Consider the following 14,784-nt stretch of genomic DNA (forward strand, 5'->3'; position numbering starts at 1 on the left):
ATGCGCTGGGTCACCGTGCCCGTGGCCAGGCCCGGGTACTCCCGGTTCAGGTTCTTGCCGTCATAGGGGCCCACGTACTGCAGCTTGGCCTGGAACGCGGGCACGTTCACAGGGTGCACGATGATCAGCTGCCCGCTCACCTCCGCCGGCTGCAGGGTCTTGGCCAGCCGGATCGACGCCTCCACGCCGGGATACTCCCCGCCGTGGGTCCCGCCCGTGATCACCACCGTCTTCCCCTCGTTCACGCCGTTGATCAGCGTAATCGGCATCTTTACAGGCGTACCCTCTACCTCCAGGTAGCCCTGCACCTTGGAGCCCGCGGAGGCGCTCAGTTCGCCCACGGACAGAACTTTAGTCTTATCATTCGCCATTGTAATCTGCTTCCTTTCTTTATTCAAATTCCAACCTGGGACCAAGCCTCAGGGGGAATCTGTATTCAGCGGGAAATGACACGCGATCTGCCGGCCGTCCGGCAGGGTGGTCAGCGCCGGCTGCTCCGTGCGGCACCGCTCCTGACAGCGGGTGCAGCGGGGATGGAACTTGCAGCCGGATGGAATGCTGATGGGGCTGGGTGGATCTCCCTCAATGGCGTATTCCTTGGTGCGGGCGTCTACGTCCAGAGAGGGGGCCGCCTTCATCAATACATCGGTATAGGGGTGGTGGGGACGGTCAAACACATCCTCGGTTTTACCGCTTTCCACAATGGCGCCCAGATACATCACGATGACCCGGTCGCTGATATGGCGCACCACCTGCAGATCGTGGGAGATAAAGAGCACGGTCAGATTTAACTCTTCCTGTAGGTCGGCCAGCAGGTTGAGAATCTGCGCCTGAATGGATACGTCCAGGGCGGAGACTGGCTCGTCGGCAATGATGAAGCGGGGGCGCAGAGCCAGGGCCCGGGCAATACCCAGACGCTGCCGCTGGCCACCGGAAAACTCGCCGGGGAAGCGATTGGCGATCTCGGGACTCAGGCCGGAGATACGAAGAAGTCGGTCCACCTCCTGGGGGATCTCGTCCTTGGGCACGAAGTGATACACCTTTAGGGGCTCCTCCAGCATTTCGTACACAGTCATACGGGGATTCAGGGAGGAATAGGGGTCCTGAAAGACCATCTGCATCTTGATGCGCTCCTGCCGCAGGGCGTTGCCCTTGAGCCTGGTAATATCCCTGCCGTCCAGAATGATCTGTCCGGCAGTGGGATCATAAAGGCGCATGATGGTGCGGGCCAGGGTGGACTTGCCGCAACCGGATTCGCCCACGAGACCCAGGTTCTCCCCCTCGTAGATCTGCAGGCTCACATCGCTGACCGCCTTGACATACTGGCGCTCGGCGTGCTGCACGGCGTCCTTGACGGTCCGCTTGCGGGGAAACCATTTGCTGATCCCCTCCAGCTCCAGCAGACATTTCCGTTCCGGAGTGCTCATTGCTCCGCGCCCCCTTCCTGTTTGCCTTTTGCCGTGGCACCCACAAATTGGGTGCGCCCGTCCCGAATGTGACAACGGACCAGATGAGCGACGTCGCCCTCGTAGGGCAGCAGCTCTGGCTTTTCCTTTCGGCAGATGTCTTGGGCAAAACGGCAACGGGGCGCAAAAGGACAACCCTCCGGCAGGTTGGCCAGGTTGGGAGGCGCGCCCTCAATAGTGGGCAGACGCTTCTGGCTACTGCCGGCGGCGCCGGGAAGGGAGCTCATTAGCGCATAAGTATAGGGGTGGCGGGGCATATGGAACAGGGTGCGGGTGTCCGTCATCTCCACGATCTGGCCGGCATACATGACGGCCACCCGGTCGCACATCTGGGCGACCACACCCAGGTCGTGGGTGATGAGAATGACGCTCATTTTCAGCTGGTCCCGCAGGCGGTTAATGAGCTTCATCACCTGATCCTGAATGGTCACGTCCAGGGCGGTGGTGGGCTCGTCCGCCAGCAGCAGCTTCAGGCCGGAGCAAAGGGCAATGGCGATCATCACCCTTTGACGCATGCCGCCGGAAAACTGGTGGGGGTATTCCTCCAGCCGGCTCTCTGGGGAGGGGATACCCACCAGCTTGAGCATCTCTAATGCATGATTATAGCGCTTTTCAGCGGTGTTGTAAATACTTTTGTCCAGCGCGTCGATGATCTGATCCTTTACCTTCAGCAGGGGGTTGAGGGCGGTCATAGGCTCCTGAAAGATCATGCCAATCTCCCTGCCGCGGATAGCCTGCATCTCGCGCTTGCTCTTGTGCAGCAGGTCGTCGCCCTTGTAAAGAATCTCGCCGCCCACCACCCGGCCGGGGCTTTTCACCAATCCCAGAATGGAGCGGCAGGTCATGCTCTTGCCGCAGCCGGACTCACCCACCAGGCCGAAGGTCTCCTGCTCATTGACAGTAAAGCTGACGCCGTCCACGGCCTTGACGGTTTCATGTTTGGAAAAAAAGTAGGTCTGCAGATCCTTGACTTCCAATAATGGAGTATTCATCTTGTCGCCTCCTTACCGGCCCTTGGTGCGCAGGAAGTCGGTCATGCCGTCGCCGATGAGGCTGAGGCCGACGCCCGTGATCGCCAGGAACAGACCGGGGAAAATGGTCATCCAGGGCGCGTTGTTGATATAGCCACGGCCCATGTTCATCAGAGAGCCCCACTCAGAGGTAGGGGGCTGCACGCCCAGGCCCAAAAAGCTCAGGGATGCGCCGGTGAGCATACAGATGACGATATAGCTGGTAAAGTAAACGATGGCGGAGCTGATGGTGTTGGGCAAGATGTGCCGCAGCAGGATGCGCCGGTCGGAAAAGCCCATGATGCGGGCGGCCATCACATATTCGGAATTTTTGACCACTAACACCTCAGCCCGGACCAACTTGGCAAAGGCCACCCAGCCGATGATCCAGATGGCGATGTACATGTTTTGAATCCCCTGTCCCAGGATTGCCATAATAGCGATGACCAGCACCGTGAAGGGAAAGGCCATCACCACGTCCAGCAGGCGCATGAACAGGGTGTCTACAATGCCGCCGTAGAAGCCAGCCAGCAGGCCGATGATGGAACCCACCACCAGAGGGATGCTGGCCGAGATCAAACCGATCTGCAGGTCCATTCGGGTGGCCCAGATACAGCGGGAGAACACGTCGCGGCCGTAGTTGTCCGTGCCGAAGAAATGGGCGGAGGAGGGGCCCGCCAGCACCTCGGTGGGGGAGAGGGCGTTGGGATCGTGGGTGGCGAATACCTGGGGAAACAGGGCAACTACGACTACGATGGCTGTAATGACAAAGCCGATCACGAAGGAGCGATTGGAGAAGGCGGCCTTCAGCCCGCCGCTCAGACGGCGGGAGCGCTTGTTTTTCATACTCTCTGTGCCTCCTTCCTACAGCGTGATGCGGGGGTCAATAAAGGAATAAATAATATCGGTAATCAAACTGACCAAGAGCACGATTAAGGCAAAGATGAACACCATACACTGCACCATTGCGTAATCTCTGGCGAAAATGGCATCCACCAGAAGCTTGCCACAGCCGGGCAGAGAAAAGACGGTTTCGATGACCACGCTGCCGCCAAGCATATAGGTGATGCGGGTGGAGAGCAACGTGATGGTGGAGATCAGGGAGTTTTTCATGATATAGGCCGAGCGCACCCGGCGGGTGGAGACACCCTTGCTGACGGCGAAATCCACATAGTCCATCCGGCTGATGTCCACCACGGAGTTGCGAAGGTTGCGCATCAGCAGGGCGGCGGTCATCAGTGCCTGGGCGATTCCCGGGAGGATCAGGCCCTGGAGGTGCTCCAGCGGTGTGGTGCCCCAGCCTCCGGCAGGGAAGATGCGTATTTTTACGGAAAAGGCAATCATTAGCAACAGACCGACCCAGAAGGTGGGCATGGAGATGGCCGCAAGGGCGCTGATTCGGATGGCCTGATCCGAAGCCTTATCCTTGTGGAGACCGGCCACAAAGCCCAGGGGAATACTGATGAGCAGAGAAAAGAGGGTGGCCACCACTGTCAGGGAGACGGTCAGGGGCAGCCGCTCCTTTACCAGGTCGATGCAGGAGGTCTTGTAGAGAAGGGAGTTGCCGAAGTCAAAATGAAGCAGATTTTTAAAGAAGATGGCGAACTGCGTGGTATACGGTTCATTCAGGCCCATAGCCTCCCGAAGGGCCTCCACATCCGCCTCCACCGCTGTTTCACCCAGCATCAGGCGGGCGGGATCACCCGGGATGAGACGGATCATAACAAAGATCAGGACAATGACCACAAACAGCACCGGTATCATCTGTAATATGCGTTTTAGGATGTAAGTCAATCTAGCCATATCTGTGCACCTTTTCCAAAATAGTGTGGAGGCATGCCGGTTCGCATATATTTAACAGAAGGGGGAGGAGCTGGACTCCTCCCCCTTTCGAAAGTATCGGTCTGAAGTGGGCAATTAGTTGGCTTTTTTCAGCTCGGCCACGTTGATCTTGTTAAACGGGGTTACGCTGATCCCCTCGATTTTGGAGCTGTAGCCATAAGCCCAATCGGCCTGGAATAGCGGGACAATGTTGGTGCGCTCATACACCAGCTCCTGCAGAGTCCAGAACAGCTCGGCCCGCTTGGCGGGGTCGGTCTCGGAGATGGTGGCCATATAGGCATCCTCGATCTCCTGGTCCTGTACACCGGAGTACCACTGGAAAGAGTCGGAGTAGCGGCACTCATAGGCGGAGATGTCGGAAGGGTCAGGAGTGGAATCGGTCCACTGGAGGATGGTCAGCTGATAGTTACCGGCACCCAGGGACTCTACCAGCGTGCCGGACTCCAGAGGCTCGATCTCCAGACTGATGCCGGCCGCGGCCCACTGGGACTGGAGCACGGTAGCGATGTTCTCGTAGATGGTGTTACCGCTGGTGATGTTGATCTTCAGGGTCAGACCATCGGGATAGCCGGCCTGGGTAAGCAGCTCCTTGGCCTTTTCAATGTCGGGACCGCGGTCGGCCAGCTCAGAGTTGTGCAGGTCGCCGTGGATGTTAGAGACATAGGTGGAGACGGGCTTGCCGTAGCCGTTGGCCACCATGTCCACAATGGCCTGCTTATCGGTGGCATAGTCCAGGGCCTGGCGGACCTCCTTTTTACCGGTGACCTCATCGGCGCAGTTGATGACCAGGAAGCGGATCTGGCTGCCGGTGTAGGCGGCGGCGGTCAGGTTGGGATCGGAGTCAATCTGGGCCATCATGTTCACGGGAACCATGCCCATAATGTCGATGTCGCCGGACTGCAGCTGCAGCAGGCGGGTATTGTCGTCTGTGATAATCTTGTAGGTCAGGTTCTTGGTATAGGGCTGGCCCTCCACATGGTAATACTCATTGGCCACGCACTGAATGTACTCACCCTTCTTCCACTCGGTCACGGCGTAGGGTCCGGTGCCCATGGGCTGAGTCAGGAAACCCTCAGCGCCGACAGCTTCATAGTGGGCTTTAGACTTGACCACCATATTCCACTTGCAGCAGTTGGCGAGGAAGGAGGCCACGGGGCTGTCCAGGGTGATGACCAGGGTGGCATCGTCGGGCGCCTCGATAGACACAATGTTGGAGGCCACGGTGCGGGAGTTGGACTCTGGGTTATCCCGGGCGCGTTCCAGAGACCAGATCCAGTCCTCGCCGGTGACGGGGGTGCCATCGGAAAACTTTACGTCGGGCTTCAGATTAAAGGTATAGACGGTGCCGTCCTCGCTGATCTTCCAGTCAGTGGCCAGAAGAGGGATGATGTTGCCATCCGCATCCTCGCGGACCAGACCCTCATAGACAAAGCAACTGAAGCGGGCCTCTGCCGCACCCCAGGACTGGTCGGGGTCCAGGTTCTTGGGCTCGGTGTTGTCGCCGATGACGATGGTGTCGGCATAGGTGGTCTCGCCGCTGGGAGCGGAAGAGTCGGACGGCGCGGGGGAATTGCTGTTCTCTGCCGTACCGCCGCCACCGCCGCAGCCAGCCAGCAGGGCCAGAATGGACGCGCTGGCGAGCAGCAGAGACAGCGCTTTCGTAGTACGTCTTTTCACTGATTCTCCTCCTTAAAAATGAATATCTTGTTTTTATGATCCGATCAGCCCTCAGGCTGTGGGTCAACTTAAATAAGCTGGTCCACCAGCCGACCGGCTTTGTAGACCTGGCTGACCCGCCCGTAAGCGTCGGCGGTGATCATGGGGTCCTCGTCCAGCAGCACCAGGTCGGCCTGCATCCCCTTGCGGATGACGCCCACCCGGTCGTCCACACACAGGTACTTTGCCGGACGGCTGGTGGCGGAGACGAGGATCTCGGGCAGAGGAATGCCGGCCTTCTCCATCAGCTTCAAGGCCACGGCCAGGCCGATGGAGAAGTCGCAGTAGCGCCAGCCGGAGTCGCTGCCGGCCACCAGCTCACAGCCGCACTCATACTGGAAACGCATGGTCTCATAGAGCTTGCGCTGCCCCTCGCTGATGCGCTTGTACTCGCTGTGGTCAAAGGCGGTCCACTCCTCTCTGGGCTTGTGGTCCAGCATAACCAGGGTGGCGCCCAGGGCAGAGAGGGTGTGGCACATCTGTACCTTGTTTCGAGCCAGCTTTTCCGCCAGCTCCACATCCCGGCGGGGCTCCTCGTTGTCGTTGTAGAACATGCAGTGCTCCATGCCGTCCAGCCCGGTGTCGACCACGGCCTTGACCCCGTCATAGGTGCACACGTGCATGGAGATCTTCAGGCCCAGGCGGTGGGCCTCGTCCACAGCGGCCTGGTACTCCTCCGGCTGGAAGGTATTGCCCCGGGCCACGCCGATGGTGCCTCCGGCGGTGGCCATCAGCTTGACAAAGTCAATTCCGTCCTTCTGCTGCTGGCGGATCAGATGGCGGATGGCGTCCACACCGTCGGCCTCTCCGCCCATGTAGTTGCAGTGGCCTCCGGTGCTGGTCACCGCCATGCCGCAGATCATAATATCCGGCCCCAGAATACGCCCTTTCTGAATAAAGCGCTTGACATTCCGGGAGACGCCGCCCACAGAGCCGCAGTCACGCAGTGTAGTCACGCCCGCGCGCAGCGCCTTGAGGGCGTTTTGCAGCCCCAGCAGATGCACCTCGCCCAGGCTCATGCGGGAAAGGGTCTCCTCCGCCAGCGGGCCCTGGCCTTCCATCATCAGATGGGTATGTACGTCGATCAGTCCGGGGATCATATACTTGTCGCCCGCGTCAATTCTCTCCGGGTGATAGGCTTCGATCCGCTCGGCAGCGTCGGCGGGGAGAATGTCCACGATCTGAGAACCCTGCAGGATGACAGCCACCCGCTCCACGGCAGGAGAAGCGGTGCCGTCATACAGCTTTTTCGGAAAGATCGCCTTGCAGTGCTCCATAAAAATCACCATCTTTCTTGCAAGATAATGTAAAATAGCTTGCAAAAACAAATAAAAAGAAGACGGAAACCAATATTTACTTGGCCCCGTCGCCTGCTGATATTTCTGGATTATACTCTGTTTTTTTTTTTTTTGTCAATGTGTGCAGCGAAAAAACATGGACCAAAATGAAATTTTTGAGATGAGGTATTTCAAAAGAGGGAGGAAAGAATGCGGGCCAAATCCTGCGTGGGCCCGCAAAGCGTTGAAATATCTGCACTTTGCGGTACAAAAGTAAAAAGAAAGCCTCCGGAGAAGGACGCCAAAGGCATCCATCCCCGGAGGCTATTGCTGGTAGTTTCAACTGAAAAAAGGAGGCGCTACACGCAGTCCCGCTGCGCCAGATAGGCGGCCCGACCGGTCTCATAGAGGTTGCCGCCCTGGCTGTCGATGACAACCGTAAGGGGCAGATCTTGCACCACGAGCCTGCGCACCGCCTCGGCGCCCAGGTCCTCATAGCATACCAATTCGGCCGATTTCACACACCGGCTGAGCAGAGCGCCTGCCCCGCCGATGGCGCCGAAGTAGACCGCACCGTTGCGCTTCATGGCCTCAATGACCGCCGGTCCCCGCTTGCCCTTGCCGATCATGCCCAGCTCACCCAGGTCCAGCAGGGTGGGGGCGTAGGCGTCCATCCGGTAGCTGGTGGTGGGGCCGGCGGAGCCGATGGGCTGGCCGGGCCGGGCCGGGGAGGGCCCCACATAGTAGATGACCGACCCCTCAATGGGGAAAGGCAGCGGCTTGCCCGCAGCCACGAGCTCGCAAAACCGCTTATGGGCGGCATCCCGGGCGGTATACACGGTGCCGCTGAGCAGTACGCTCTCCCCGGCGCGCAGCTGGGCGGCCGCCTCTTTGGTCAGGGGAGCGGTGATGTGTTTTGCCATGTTACAGCACCTCCGTTACATGCCGAGCCACGTGGCAGTTGATATTAACCGCACAGGGCAGACCGGCGATATGGGTGGGCAGGGTCTCAATATGGACCGCCAGGGCGGTGGTCCGGCCGCCGAAGCCCTGGGGACCGATACCGGAGGCGTTGATCTGCTCCAGCAGCTCCCGCTCCAGGTCGGCGTAGAAGGGATTGTCGCTGGGCACGCCCATGTCCCGCAGCAGGGCCCGCTTGGCCAGCAGGGCACATTTGTCAAAGGTGCCGCCGACACCCACGCCCACCACAATAGGCGGGCACGGATTGGGCCCGGCCAGCTCCACAGTCTCCAGAATAAAACGCTTCACCCCGGCCAGCCCGTCGGAGGGCTTGAGCATGGCGATGCGGCTCATATTTTCGCTGCCGAAGCCCTTGGGGGCCACGGTGATCTTCACTTGGTCGCCGGGGACCAGGTCGATGTAGAGCATGGCTGGGGTATTGTCCCCGGTGTTGACCCGATCCAGGGGGTCGCGCACCACGGATTTACGCAGATAGCCCTCGGTGTAGCCCAGGCGGACGCCTTCGTTGACCGCCTGGGCCAGGTCGCCGCTGATATGCACCTCCTGCCCGATCTCCAGAAAGACACACGCCATACCGGTGTCCTGGCAGATGGGCGTATCTCCGCCAATGGAAAAATTCTCGATGATGCGGTCCAGAATCTCCTGGGCCACCGCCCCGTCCTCCGCCCTGCGGGCCTGGCGGATACAGGATTTCACATCCTCGGGCAGGCGGGTATTTGCCTGAACGCACATACGGGCCACCGCCTGAGTAATCGCCTCAGAAGCAAGCTCTCTCATCAGTCTTGCCTCCTCCTTTCTGAAACAAAACGACATTTGCCGCGCAATCAACAATTCAATTTATTATTATAAGGTGACTCCGGCGCGCTGTCAATTCCGCCATGAATTAACAAAGGACAAAAGCGCATAGAAAAAACGGCTGTGGCAAAGCTATGTTCGGATTCTCAATCCAACAAAACATTGAAGCGAGAAGGAGATGCACATTATGTCTAGTTCTAACAACTCTAACCAGCCTGTTGTCCCCAGCGCCCGTGAGGCTCTGAATAAGTTCAAGATGGAGGCCGCTCAGGAAGTGGGCGTCAACCTGAAGCAGGGCTACAACGGCGACCTGACCAGCCGTGAGGCCGGCTCCGTGGGCGGCCAGATGGTCAAGAAGATGATTGAGGCCTACGAGAACGGCATGAAGTAAATTCTGCCCACAAAGCAGAAAAACACGCGGGGCGGAGGATTTTTCCTCCGCCCCGCGCTTTTTCAAGCGTTACCATCCCTCCCAGTAGTCCTCCAGGGGGACAAGGTCAGTGCCGTAAATCGCCACGCTGTCGATGGGCGCGCCGGTGGCCGCCACATAGGCGCGCAGCAGCTCCGGCTCGGAGGCCATCTCGTTCCAGACAGGTGCCGGCAGCAGGGCGCCGGAGACGCCCAGATAAGCGTCGGCCAGATCAGTCAGCGGGCCGCACAGGTTCCGGACAGACTGCGCACTTCCCTCGCCGTCCTGCCCCGCCTCCACAGCGTCCACCATGGGGGCGTCATAGGGAATACCCGGGCCGCCGTAGCCGATGCTAAAGGCCATCAGGCTGCCGCCCCAGCCGGGGGTGACCGTGCGGTTTTCCAAAGTCAGATCGTAATAGAAATTCTCCGCCACCCAGCACACGTACACATCCCGCCCGGCCTTGGTATAGGTGCCGTAGCAGACCATGCGGGGGAAATAGAGAGTGTGGTCTGCCTGGCAGCTCTCCCAGCGCTGGTCCACCAGATAGTCAAAGATGGCGGCGTACTCGTCCGTCAGGCCGAACATCTCCGCCGTAGGCTTCTCATAGTCATAATAGGTGCGCTGGATGGGCCCGTCGTTGGAGAGAACCAGGGTGGCGCGGATCCGCTCCGCCGTCTCCAGGTCGGCCTCCGTCCAGCGCAGGCGCAGGCAGTGCACTCCGTCGGCCAGGGGGTAATACCAGGCGCGGTAAGTATCGCTGTTCCCAAACTGGGCGTCCAGAGAGCCGTCGTACCAGCCCATGCCGGTGCGCACAAACACGCCGTCCCCCAGATAGTCGGTTAGGCCGTGGTCGGTGGAGCTGTCCAGCAGGGAGAAGTCGTCCAGCAGCACCAGGTCGCCCACAGGATCCGCGGTCCAGTATTCGTGGCAGCCGGAGCCCAGCTCATGGACGCTGACGTCAGCCGGGATGTGGAGGGAAAAGTCCACACCGTAGCCCTGGCCATCCGCGTCGTTCCACCAGAGGGTGCCGCTGTCCCGGTCCATGCCGTCCGGGTCGGCGGGCCAGAGGGGGCTTTGGTCGGCGGTAAACGAGGAGACCGGGGCTTGGAAGCCGTTGAGCTCATCCCAGGACAGGGAGAGCGTCCTGTCCGTCGGCACTGCGTTTCCGGCGGGGGTACCCATGTCGTTTAGCTGGGCAAAGCAGCGGAAGCCCATGGGATCCCCCGGCTTGGAGCCGCCCTCCGGGGGCAGGTATTCCAGACCGACGCCGCCTTGAATAAAGCCCAGCTTGCGCGCGGCAGCGTGGTTGACGTCGGCCACGGCCACCTGGCCGGGTCCGCCCTGCTCCAGACTCAGACCGCCGACGCTGATCCAGTCATAGACGCGGGCCTCGCCGTCCGCGCCATAGGGGCATTCCAGGAGCTCTGCGTCCCCGTCGTTGTCCAGGTCCAGCTCCCAGACCTGCCCGTCGCAGGAGAGCAGCAGCTGGAAAGCGCCGTCCCCGTCCAGCGTGTAGTATTCCGTGGGGACCGACTCCGATCCCAGAGCGTAGGTGAGCACAAAGCCCTCCTGCCCCAGTACACCGGAGAAGGGCCGGGCCGCCACCGAGCTGGGATAGGGATAGCGCAGGTCGGGGCCATAGTCCTCCGGCAGACGCTGGAAAGGGATGCGGGTGGTTTCGCCGTTTTCATCCCGCACCAGGTAGAAGGTGAGTCGGCCGCCCTGTCCGTCGGCGCTGTGCTCCCAGTCCAGCTCTACCGTGTAATGGCCCAGGGCCCAGGCCACCGGGCCGTCATAGCCCGGCAGGGAGCCGCTTTTTGTAGAGATGCCGTCAGAGGGATTGGGGTCCTCACCGGAAGAACTGCCCACCGAGCAGGCGGCGGCCAGAGCAGCCACCACAAGTGCCACCGCGCACAAAAGGATCAGGCCGCGCCTTTTGCCGCCCCGGCCCACAATGGCGCGCAGCCGCTCCAGCATGGCCTTCCGGCCGCCGTAAAAATAGGAGGTCAGGGGCGCACCTTGGCGGCAGCCCCGCTCTACGGCAGAGAGGATGGCCCTGCCATACTGCTCACGGAAAGCGGCGTCCCGCCCGGCCACCACCGCCTCGTCGCAGGAGAGTTCCAGATCCCGGGCGGCCTGGCGGGCCATCAGGTGGACCAAGGGGTTGAACCAGTGGACGCTGCGGGCCAGGAGGAGTAGCAGCTTATACCACAGGTCATGCCGGCGGGCATGGACCAGCTCATGGCGGAAGACGGCGTCCAGGTCCGCCGGGGAAAAGTCCCCGGCGGGGAGCAGAAGGGCGGGGCGGACAAAGCCGGTGACCAGGGGGGAGGTCACGGCGGGGCACCGCTGCAGGGTCAGGCGCCGGACTCCCAGCTCCCGCCGGAGGGCTTCGAACTGCGCCTGTACGGCCGGCTGCTCCTCCGGAGCGCGCCAGCGGCGCATCCGCAGGCGGAAACGGGCGTAGACGGCCAGGCTCCAGAGGAGGAATACCGATCCGCCTGCCAGCCAGAGCAGGGCCAGCAGCTGCGGCAGCTCCAGCACAGGGGTGTAGTGGGCCTGAACCTGGGTCACCGGCGCCTCGGCCCGGGCGGCCTCCTCCTGTACCTCCGCCTGATAGCCCGCCTCAGTCAGGGCCCGGTAACGGGGCGTGCCCGGCTGGGCGCGGGTGGGCTCCACCTGGTAGACCGTTACTGCCGGGGTCTGCACCTGCACCAGCGGATCGGGCAGGCTGGGGTTAAAGGGGATGGCCAGCCGCACCGCCACCAGCAGCCAGGCCCAGTAATACAGCTTGGAGCGGTAGCGGCGCGCCAGCAGAGGGCGCAGGGCCAGCAGCGCGGAGATCACCGCGGACAGGGCCAGCGTGATCTCCGCCACATGGCTCAGCAGCGTTTCCAGGATGCTCATGGGGACGCCTCCTTCCCGTCAATGGCCGTGTCCAGAAAAGCCCGTAGCTCCTCCAGATCGTCTTTGCTGATGGAGTGGGTCTCGTAAAGAGAGGCCACCAGGCCGGGCAGCGCCCCCCGCCGCCCGGCCAGGAAGGGGCGGTTTTCAAAGGCCAGATAGTCCCGCTCGGCCACCAGCGGGGTATAGGTCCGCTGCCTCCCCTCCTTCCCGGCGGAGAGAAAGCCCCGGTCGGTCAGGCGGGTCAACAGGGTCTGTACAGCGGATAGGTTCCAGGGACGGGAACGCTCCAACTCTCCCCGGATGGCCCCGGTGGAGGCGGGGGCGGTCAGCCGCCATACAGCCCGCATCACCGTCAGCTCGGCCTCAGGCAGACGGGTAAGGTGGTCCATATCCATCAACTCCTACAGATGTATGTCTTAATATAAACATACAACTGTAGGTTTAATTTGTCAAGACTCTTGTTGTAATTTCTTACGGGAACGGATATAATTGAGACAAGCTACACGAGAAGGAGAGACGCAGGATGTCCAACATCTGGCATGACATCAGTCCAAAGCGCATTACCCCCGAGGACTTTGTGGCGGTCATTGAAATTCCCAAGGGGAGCAAGAAAAAATACGAACTGGATAAGGAGACTGGTCTGATTATCCTGGACCGGGTGCTTCATACCTCCACCCACTATCCGGCCAATTACGGATTTATTCCGCGTACCTACGGCGACGATGGGGACCCGCTGGACGTGCTGGTGCTCTGCTCGGAGGAGATGGATCCCTTGACCCTAGTGCGCTGCTATCCGGTGGGGTATATCTCCATGCTGGACGGGGGCAAAAACGACGAGAAGATCATCGCCATTCCCTTTGCCGACCCCACTTACAACACCTTCAACGACCTGATGGACCTGCCTCCCCATATCTTTGACGAGATGGCCCATTTCTTCGCCGTATACAAGGCCCTGGAGGGCAAAGAGACGGTGGCCGGGGACGTGAACGGCCGCGCCGCCGCCGTGCGGGTCATCCGGCAGGCCATGGAGCACTATGAGGAGTGCTTTGTAAAGGATAAGGACAGCGGAGAGTTCCGACAGACCTCTGACCGCTGAGCACGGGCGAGATTAAGAAAAACTTAATTGATTTTTTACTGTTTGGCTATATGGGTTATGATATACTGAAAACCGAAATAAAACACTTCCTGGGAGGGGCCGAATATGAACCACCCATATGACTGCCTGGTCATCGGCGCGGGCATGGCCGGGGCTGTGACGGCCCGGGAGCTGGCGCAGCGCGGAAACAAGCGGGTGCTCCTGCTGGAGCGGCGGACCCATGTGGGCGGCAACGCCTATGACTGCCTGGATGAGCGGGGTGTGCTGATCCACCAATACGGCCCCCATATTTTCCATACCAGCGACAAGCGGGTCTACGATTACTTATCCCGGTACACCGCCTGGCGGGACTACCAGCACAAGGTGGTGGCCAATATCCCGGTGGAGGGCGGGGGGCGTACTCTGCTGCCGGTGCCCTTCAACCTGGTCTCCCTGGAGGTGGCCTTCGGTGTGAAGCAGGCCGCCACCCTGGAGAAAAAGCTCATCGACGCCTATGGGGCGGAACGGAAGGTCACCATTCTGGAGCTGCGCGCCAGCCCCGACCGGTCGATTGCCGCTCTGGCGGAGTATGTGTATGAGCACGTCTTTGTGCGCTATACCATGAAGCAGTGGGGGCAGAAGCCCGAGGAGATTGACCCCAACACCACCGCGCGGGTGCCCGTGTTCCTCTCCCGGGACTGCCGGTATTTTCAGGATCCCTGGCAGGGGATGCCCCAGGAGGGCTATACCGCGCTGTTTGAACGGATGCTGGACTGTCCCGGGATTACCGTGGAGTTGGGGGTGGACGCCCTGTCCCGGCTCAGGCTGGACGGGGGGAAGATCACCCTGGACGGGGAGGCCTTCACCGGAACGGTGATTTACACCGGCGCGGTGGACGAGCTCTTTGGCTTTGCCTATGGCCGCCTGCCGTACCGCACCCTGGATTTCCGGTTCGAGTCCTACGACAGGCAGTTCTTCCAGACCCACGGCACGGTGAACTACACCATGGATGAGGACTACACCCGCATCACCGAGTTCAAGCATCTGACCGGACAGCGGCTGCGAGAGCCGGTGACCACCATTATGAAGGAATACTCCCGGGCCTATACGGGCCAGCCGGGCGAAATCCCCTACTACGCCATTATCAACGAGGCGAACAACGCACTCTACCGACGATACGCCGCCCTGGCCGCGACCTATCCCAGCCTGAAGCTGCTGGGCCGGCTGGCGGAATATAAGTACTATAACATGGACGCCATTGCCGCAAGGGCTCTGGCGCTGTGTGACGATTTGCTGAAGTGAG

14 protein-coding genes are annotated in these 14,784 nt (G+C 60.7%); 3 read left to right on the forward strand and 11 right to left on the reverse strand.

What is annotated here, in order from left to right:
- From H9Q75_RS09125 to H9Q75_RS09165, 9 genes are all read right to left on the reverse strand, one after another.
- Positions 1 to 371: M14 family metallopeptidase (locus tag H9Q75_RS09125; protein ID WP_186566337.1), on the reverse strand; the 371-nt coding region annotated here is incomplete at its 3' end.
- Between the two features lie 48 nt (positions 372 to 419).
- Positions 420 to 1,427, reverse strand: a complete 1,008-nt coding sequence (locus H9Q75_RS09130) for an ABC transporter ATP-binding protein (RefSeq protein WP_186566339.1) — start codon at positions 1,425 to 1,427, stop codon at positions 420 to 422.
- Entirely contained in the window at positions 1,424 to 2,458 is a 1,035-nt protein-coding gene (locus tag H9Q75_RS09135; protein WP_186566341.1) for an ABC transporter ATP-binding protein, read from the reverse strand. The genes H9Q75_RS09130 and H9Q75_RS09135 overlap by 4 nt, the downstream gene beginning before the upstream one ends.
- 12 nt (positions 2,459 to 2,470) lie before the next feature.
- Complete coding sequence (locus H9Q75_RS09140; protein WP_186566343.1) at positions 2,471 to 3,322, reverse strand: ABC transporter permease; 852 nt, start codon at positions 3,320 to 3,322, stop codon at positions 2,471 to 2,473.
- An 18-nt stretch (positions 3,323 to 3,340) separates the two neighbouring features.
- Positions 3,341 to 4,279, reverse strand: a complete 939-nt coding sequence (locus H9Q75_RS09145) for an ABC transporter permease (RefSeq protein ID WP_186566345.1) — start codon at positions 4,277 to 4,279, stop codon at positions 3,341 to 3,343.
- Between the two features lie 114 nt (positions 4,280 to 4,393).
- Positions 4,394 to 5,995 carry an ABC transporter substrate-binding protein gene (locus tag H9Q75_RS09150; protein WP_186566347.1) on the reverse strand — a complete coding sequence of 534 codons (1,602 nt, stop codon included), beginning with the start codon at positions 5,993 to 5,995 and terminating at the stop codon, positions 4,394 to 4,396.
- 68 nt (positions 5,996 to 6,063) lie between these two features.
- Positions 6,064 to 7,311 carry an amidohydrolase family protein gene (locus tag H9Q75_RS09155; protein ID WP_186566349.1) on the reverse strand — a complete coding sequence of 416 codons (1,248 nt, stop codon included), beginning with the start codon at positions 7,309 to 7,311 and terminating at the stop codon, positions 6,064 to 6,066.
- Positions 7,312 to 7,670: 359 nt separating this feature from the next.
- Positions 7,671 to 8,234, reverse strand: a complete 564-nt coding sequence (locus tag H9Q75_RS09160; RefSeq protein WP_186566351.1) for a Fe-S-containing hydro-lyase — start codon at positions 8,232 to 8,234, stop codon at positions 7,671 to 7,673.
- A gap of 1 nt (position 8,235) precedes the next feature.
- The gene (locus tag H9Q75_RS09165) at positions 8,236 to 9,069 is read right to left on the reverse strand and encodes a fumarate hydratase (RefSeq protein WP_186566353.1); all 834 of its coding nucleotides are present in this window, start codon (positions 9,067 to 9,069) and stop codon (positions 8,236 to 8,238) included.
- A 205-nt stretch (positions 9,070 to 9,274) separates the two neighbouring features.
- Between H9Q75_RS09165 and H9Q75_RS09170 the strand changes: the two genes are divergently transcribed.
- Entirely contained in the window at positions 9,275 to 9,478 is a 204-nt protein-coding gene (locus H9Q75_RS09170) for an alpha/beta-type small acid-soluble spore protein (RefSeq protein WP_033119165.1), read from the forward strand.
- A gap of 69 nt (positions 9,479 to 9,547) precedes the next feature.
- Here H9Q75_RS09170 and H9Q75_RS12580 read toward each other — a convergent pair whose 3' ends face one another.
- Together H9Q75_RS12580 and H9Q75_RS09180 are read right to left on the reverse strand one after the other, a co-directional pair.
- Positions 9,548 to 12,406, reverse strand: coding sequence for a M56 family metallopeptidase (locus H9Q75_RS12580; protein ID WP_207720816.1), 2,859 nt, complete (start codon positions 12,404 to 12,406; stop codon positions 9,548 to 9,550).
- A complete protein-coding gene (locus H9Q75_RS09180) occupies positions 12,403 to 12,795 on the reverse strand; it encodes a BlaI/MecI/CopY family transcriptional regulator (RefSeq protein ID WP_186566355.1) in 393 nt (130 codons plus the stop codon). The genes H9Q75_RS12580 and H9Q75_RS09180 overlap by 4 nt, the downstream gene beginning before the upstream one ends.
- A 134-nt stretch (positions 12,796 to 12,929) precedes the next feature.
- On the opposite strand from H9Q75_RS09180, the gene H9Q75_RS09185 reads away from it, so the two are divergent.
- Positions 12,930 to 13,502, forward strand: a complete 573-nt coding sequence (locus tag H9Q75_RS09185; protein ID WP_186566357.1) for an inorganic diphosphatase — start codon at positions 12,930 to 12,932, stop codon at positions 13,500 to 13,502.
- A 105-nt stretch (positions 13,503 to 13,607) separates the two neighbouring features.
- On the forward strand, positions 13,608 to 14,783 hold the full coding sequence (gene glf, locus H9Q75_RS09190; RefSeq protein ID WP_186566359.1) for a UDP-galactopyranose mutase: 1,176 nt from the start codon (positions 13,608 to 13,610) through the stop codon (positions 14,781 to 14,783).
- The last annotated feature ends 1 nt before the right edge of the window (position 14,784 follow it).

It is taken from the genome of Lawsonibacter celer, from assembly GCF_014281125.1.
Classification (GTDB): domain Bacteria; phylum Bacillota; class Clostridia; order Oscillospirales; family Oscillospiraceae; genus Lawsonibacter_B; species Lawsonibacter_B celer.

Coding starts and splice junctions, on each gene's coding strand:
- H9Q75_RS09130 (WP_186566339.1), bottom strand. CDS start 1,427: ATGAGCACTCCGGAACGGAAATGTCTGCTGGAGCTGGAGGGGATCAGC.
- H9Q75_RS09185 (WP_186566357.1), top strand. CDS start 12,930: ATGTCCAACATCTGGCATGACATCAGTCCAAAGCGCATTACCCCCGAG.
- H9Q75_RS09160 (WP_186566351.1), bottom strand. CDS start 8,234: ATGGCAAAACACATCACCGCTCCCCTGACCAAAGAGGCGGCCGCCCAG.
- H9Q75_RS09135 (WP_186566341.1), bottom strand. CDS start 2,458: ATGAATACTCCATTATTGGAAGTCAAGGATCTGCAGACCTACTTTTTT.
- H9Q75_RS09170 (WP_033119165.1), top strand. CDS start 9,275: ATGTCTAGTTCTAACAACTCTAACCAGCCTGTTGTCCCCAGCGCCCGT.
- glf (WP_186566359.1), top strand. CDS start 13,608: ATGAACCACCCATATGACTGCCTGGTCATCGGCGCGGGCATGGCCGGG.
- H9Q75_RS09140 (WP_186566343.1), bottom strand. CDS start 3,322: ATGAAAAACAAGCGCTCCCGCCGTCTGAGCGGCGGGCTGAAGGCCGCC.
- H9Q75_RS09155 (WP_186566349.1), bottom strand. CDS start 7,311: ATGGAGCACTGCAAGGCGATCTTTCCGAAAAAGCTGTATGACGGCACC.
- H9Q75_RS09180 (WP_186566355.1), bottom strand. CDS start 12,795: ATGGACCACCTTACCCGTCTGCCTGAGGCCGAGCTGACGGTGATGCGG.
- H9Q75_RS09145 (WP_186566345.1), bottom strand. CDS start 4,279: ATGGCTAGATTGACTTACATCCTAAAACGCATATTACAGATGATACCG.
- H9Q75_RS09165 (WP_186566353.1), bottom strand. CDS start 9,069: ATGAGAGAGCTTGCTTCTGAGGCGATTACTCAGGCGGTGGCCCGTATG.
- H9Q75_RS12580 (WP_207720816.1), bottom strand. CDS start 12,406: ATGAGCATCCTGGAAACGCTGCTGAGCCATGTGGCGGAGATCACGCTG.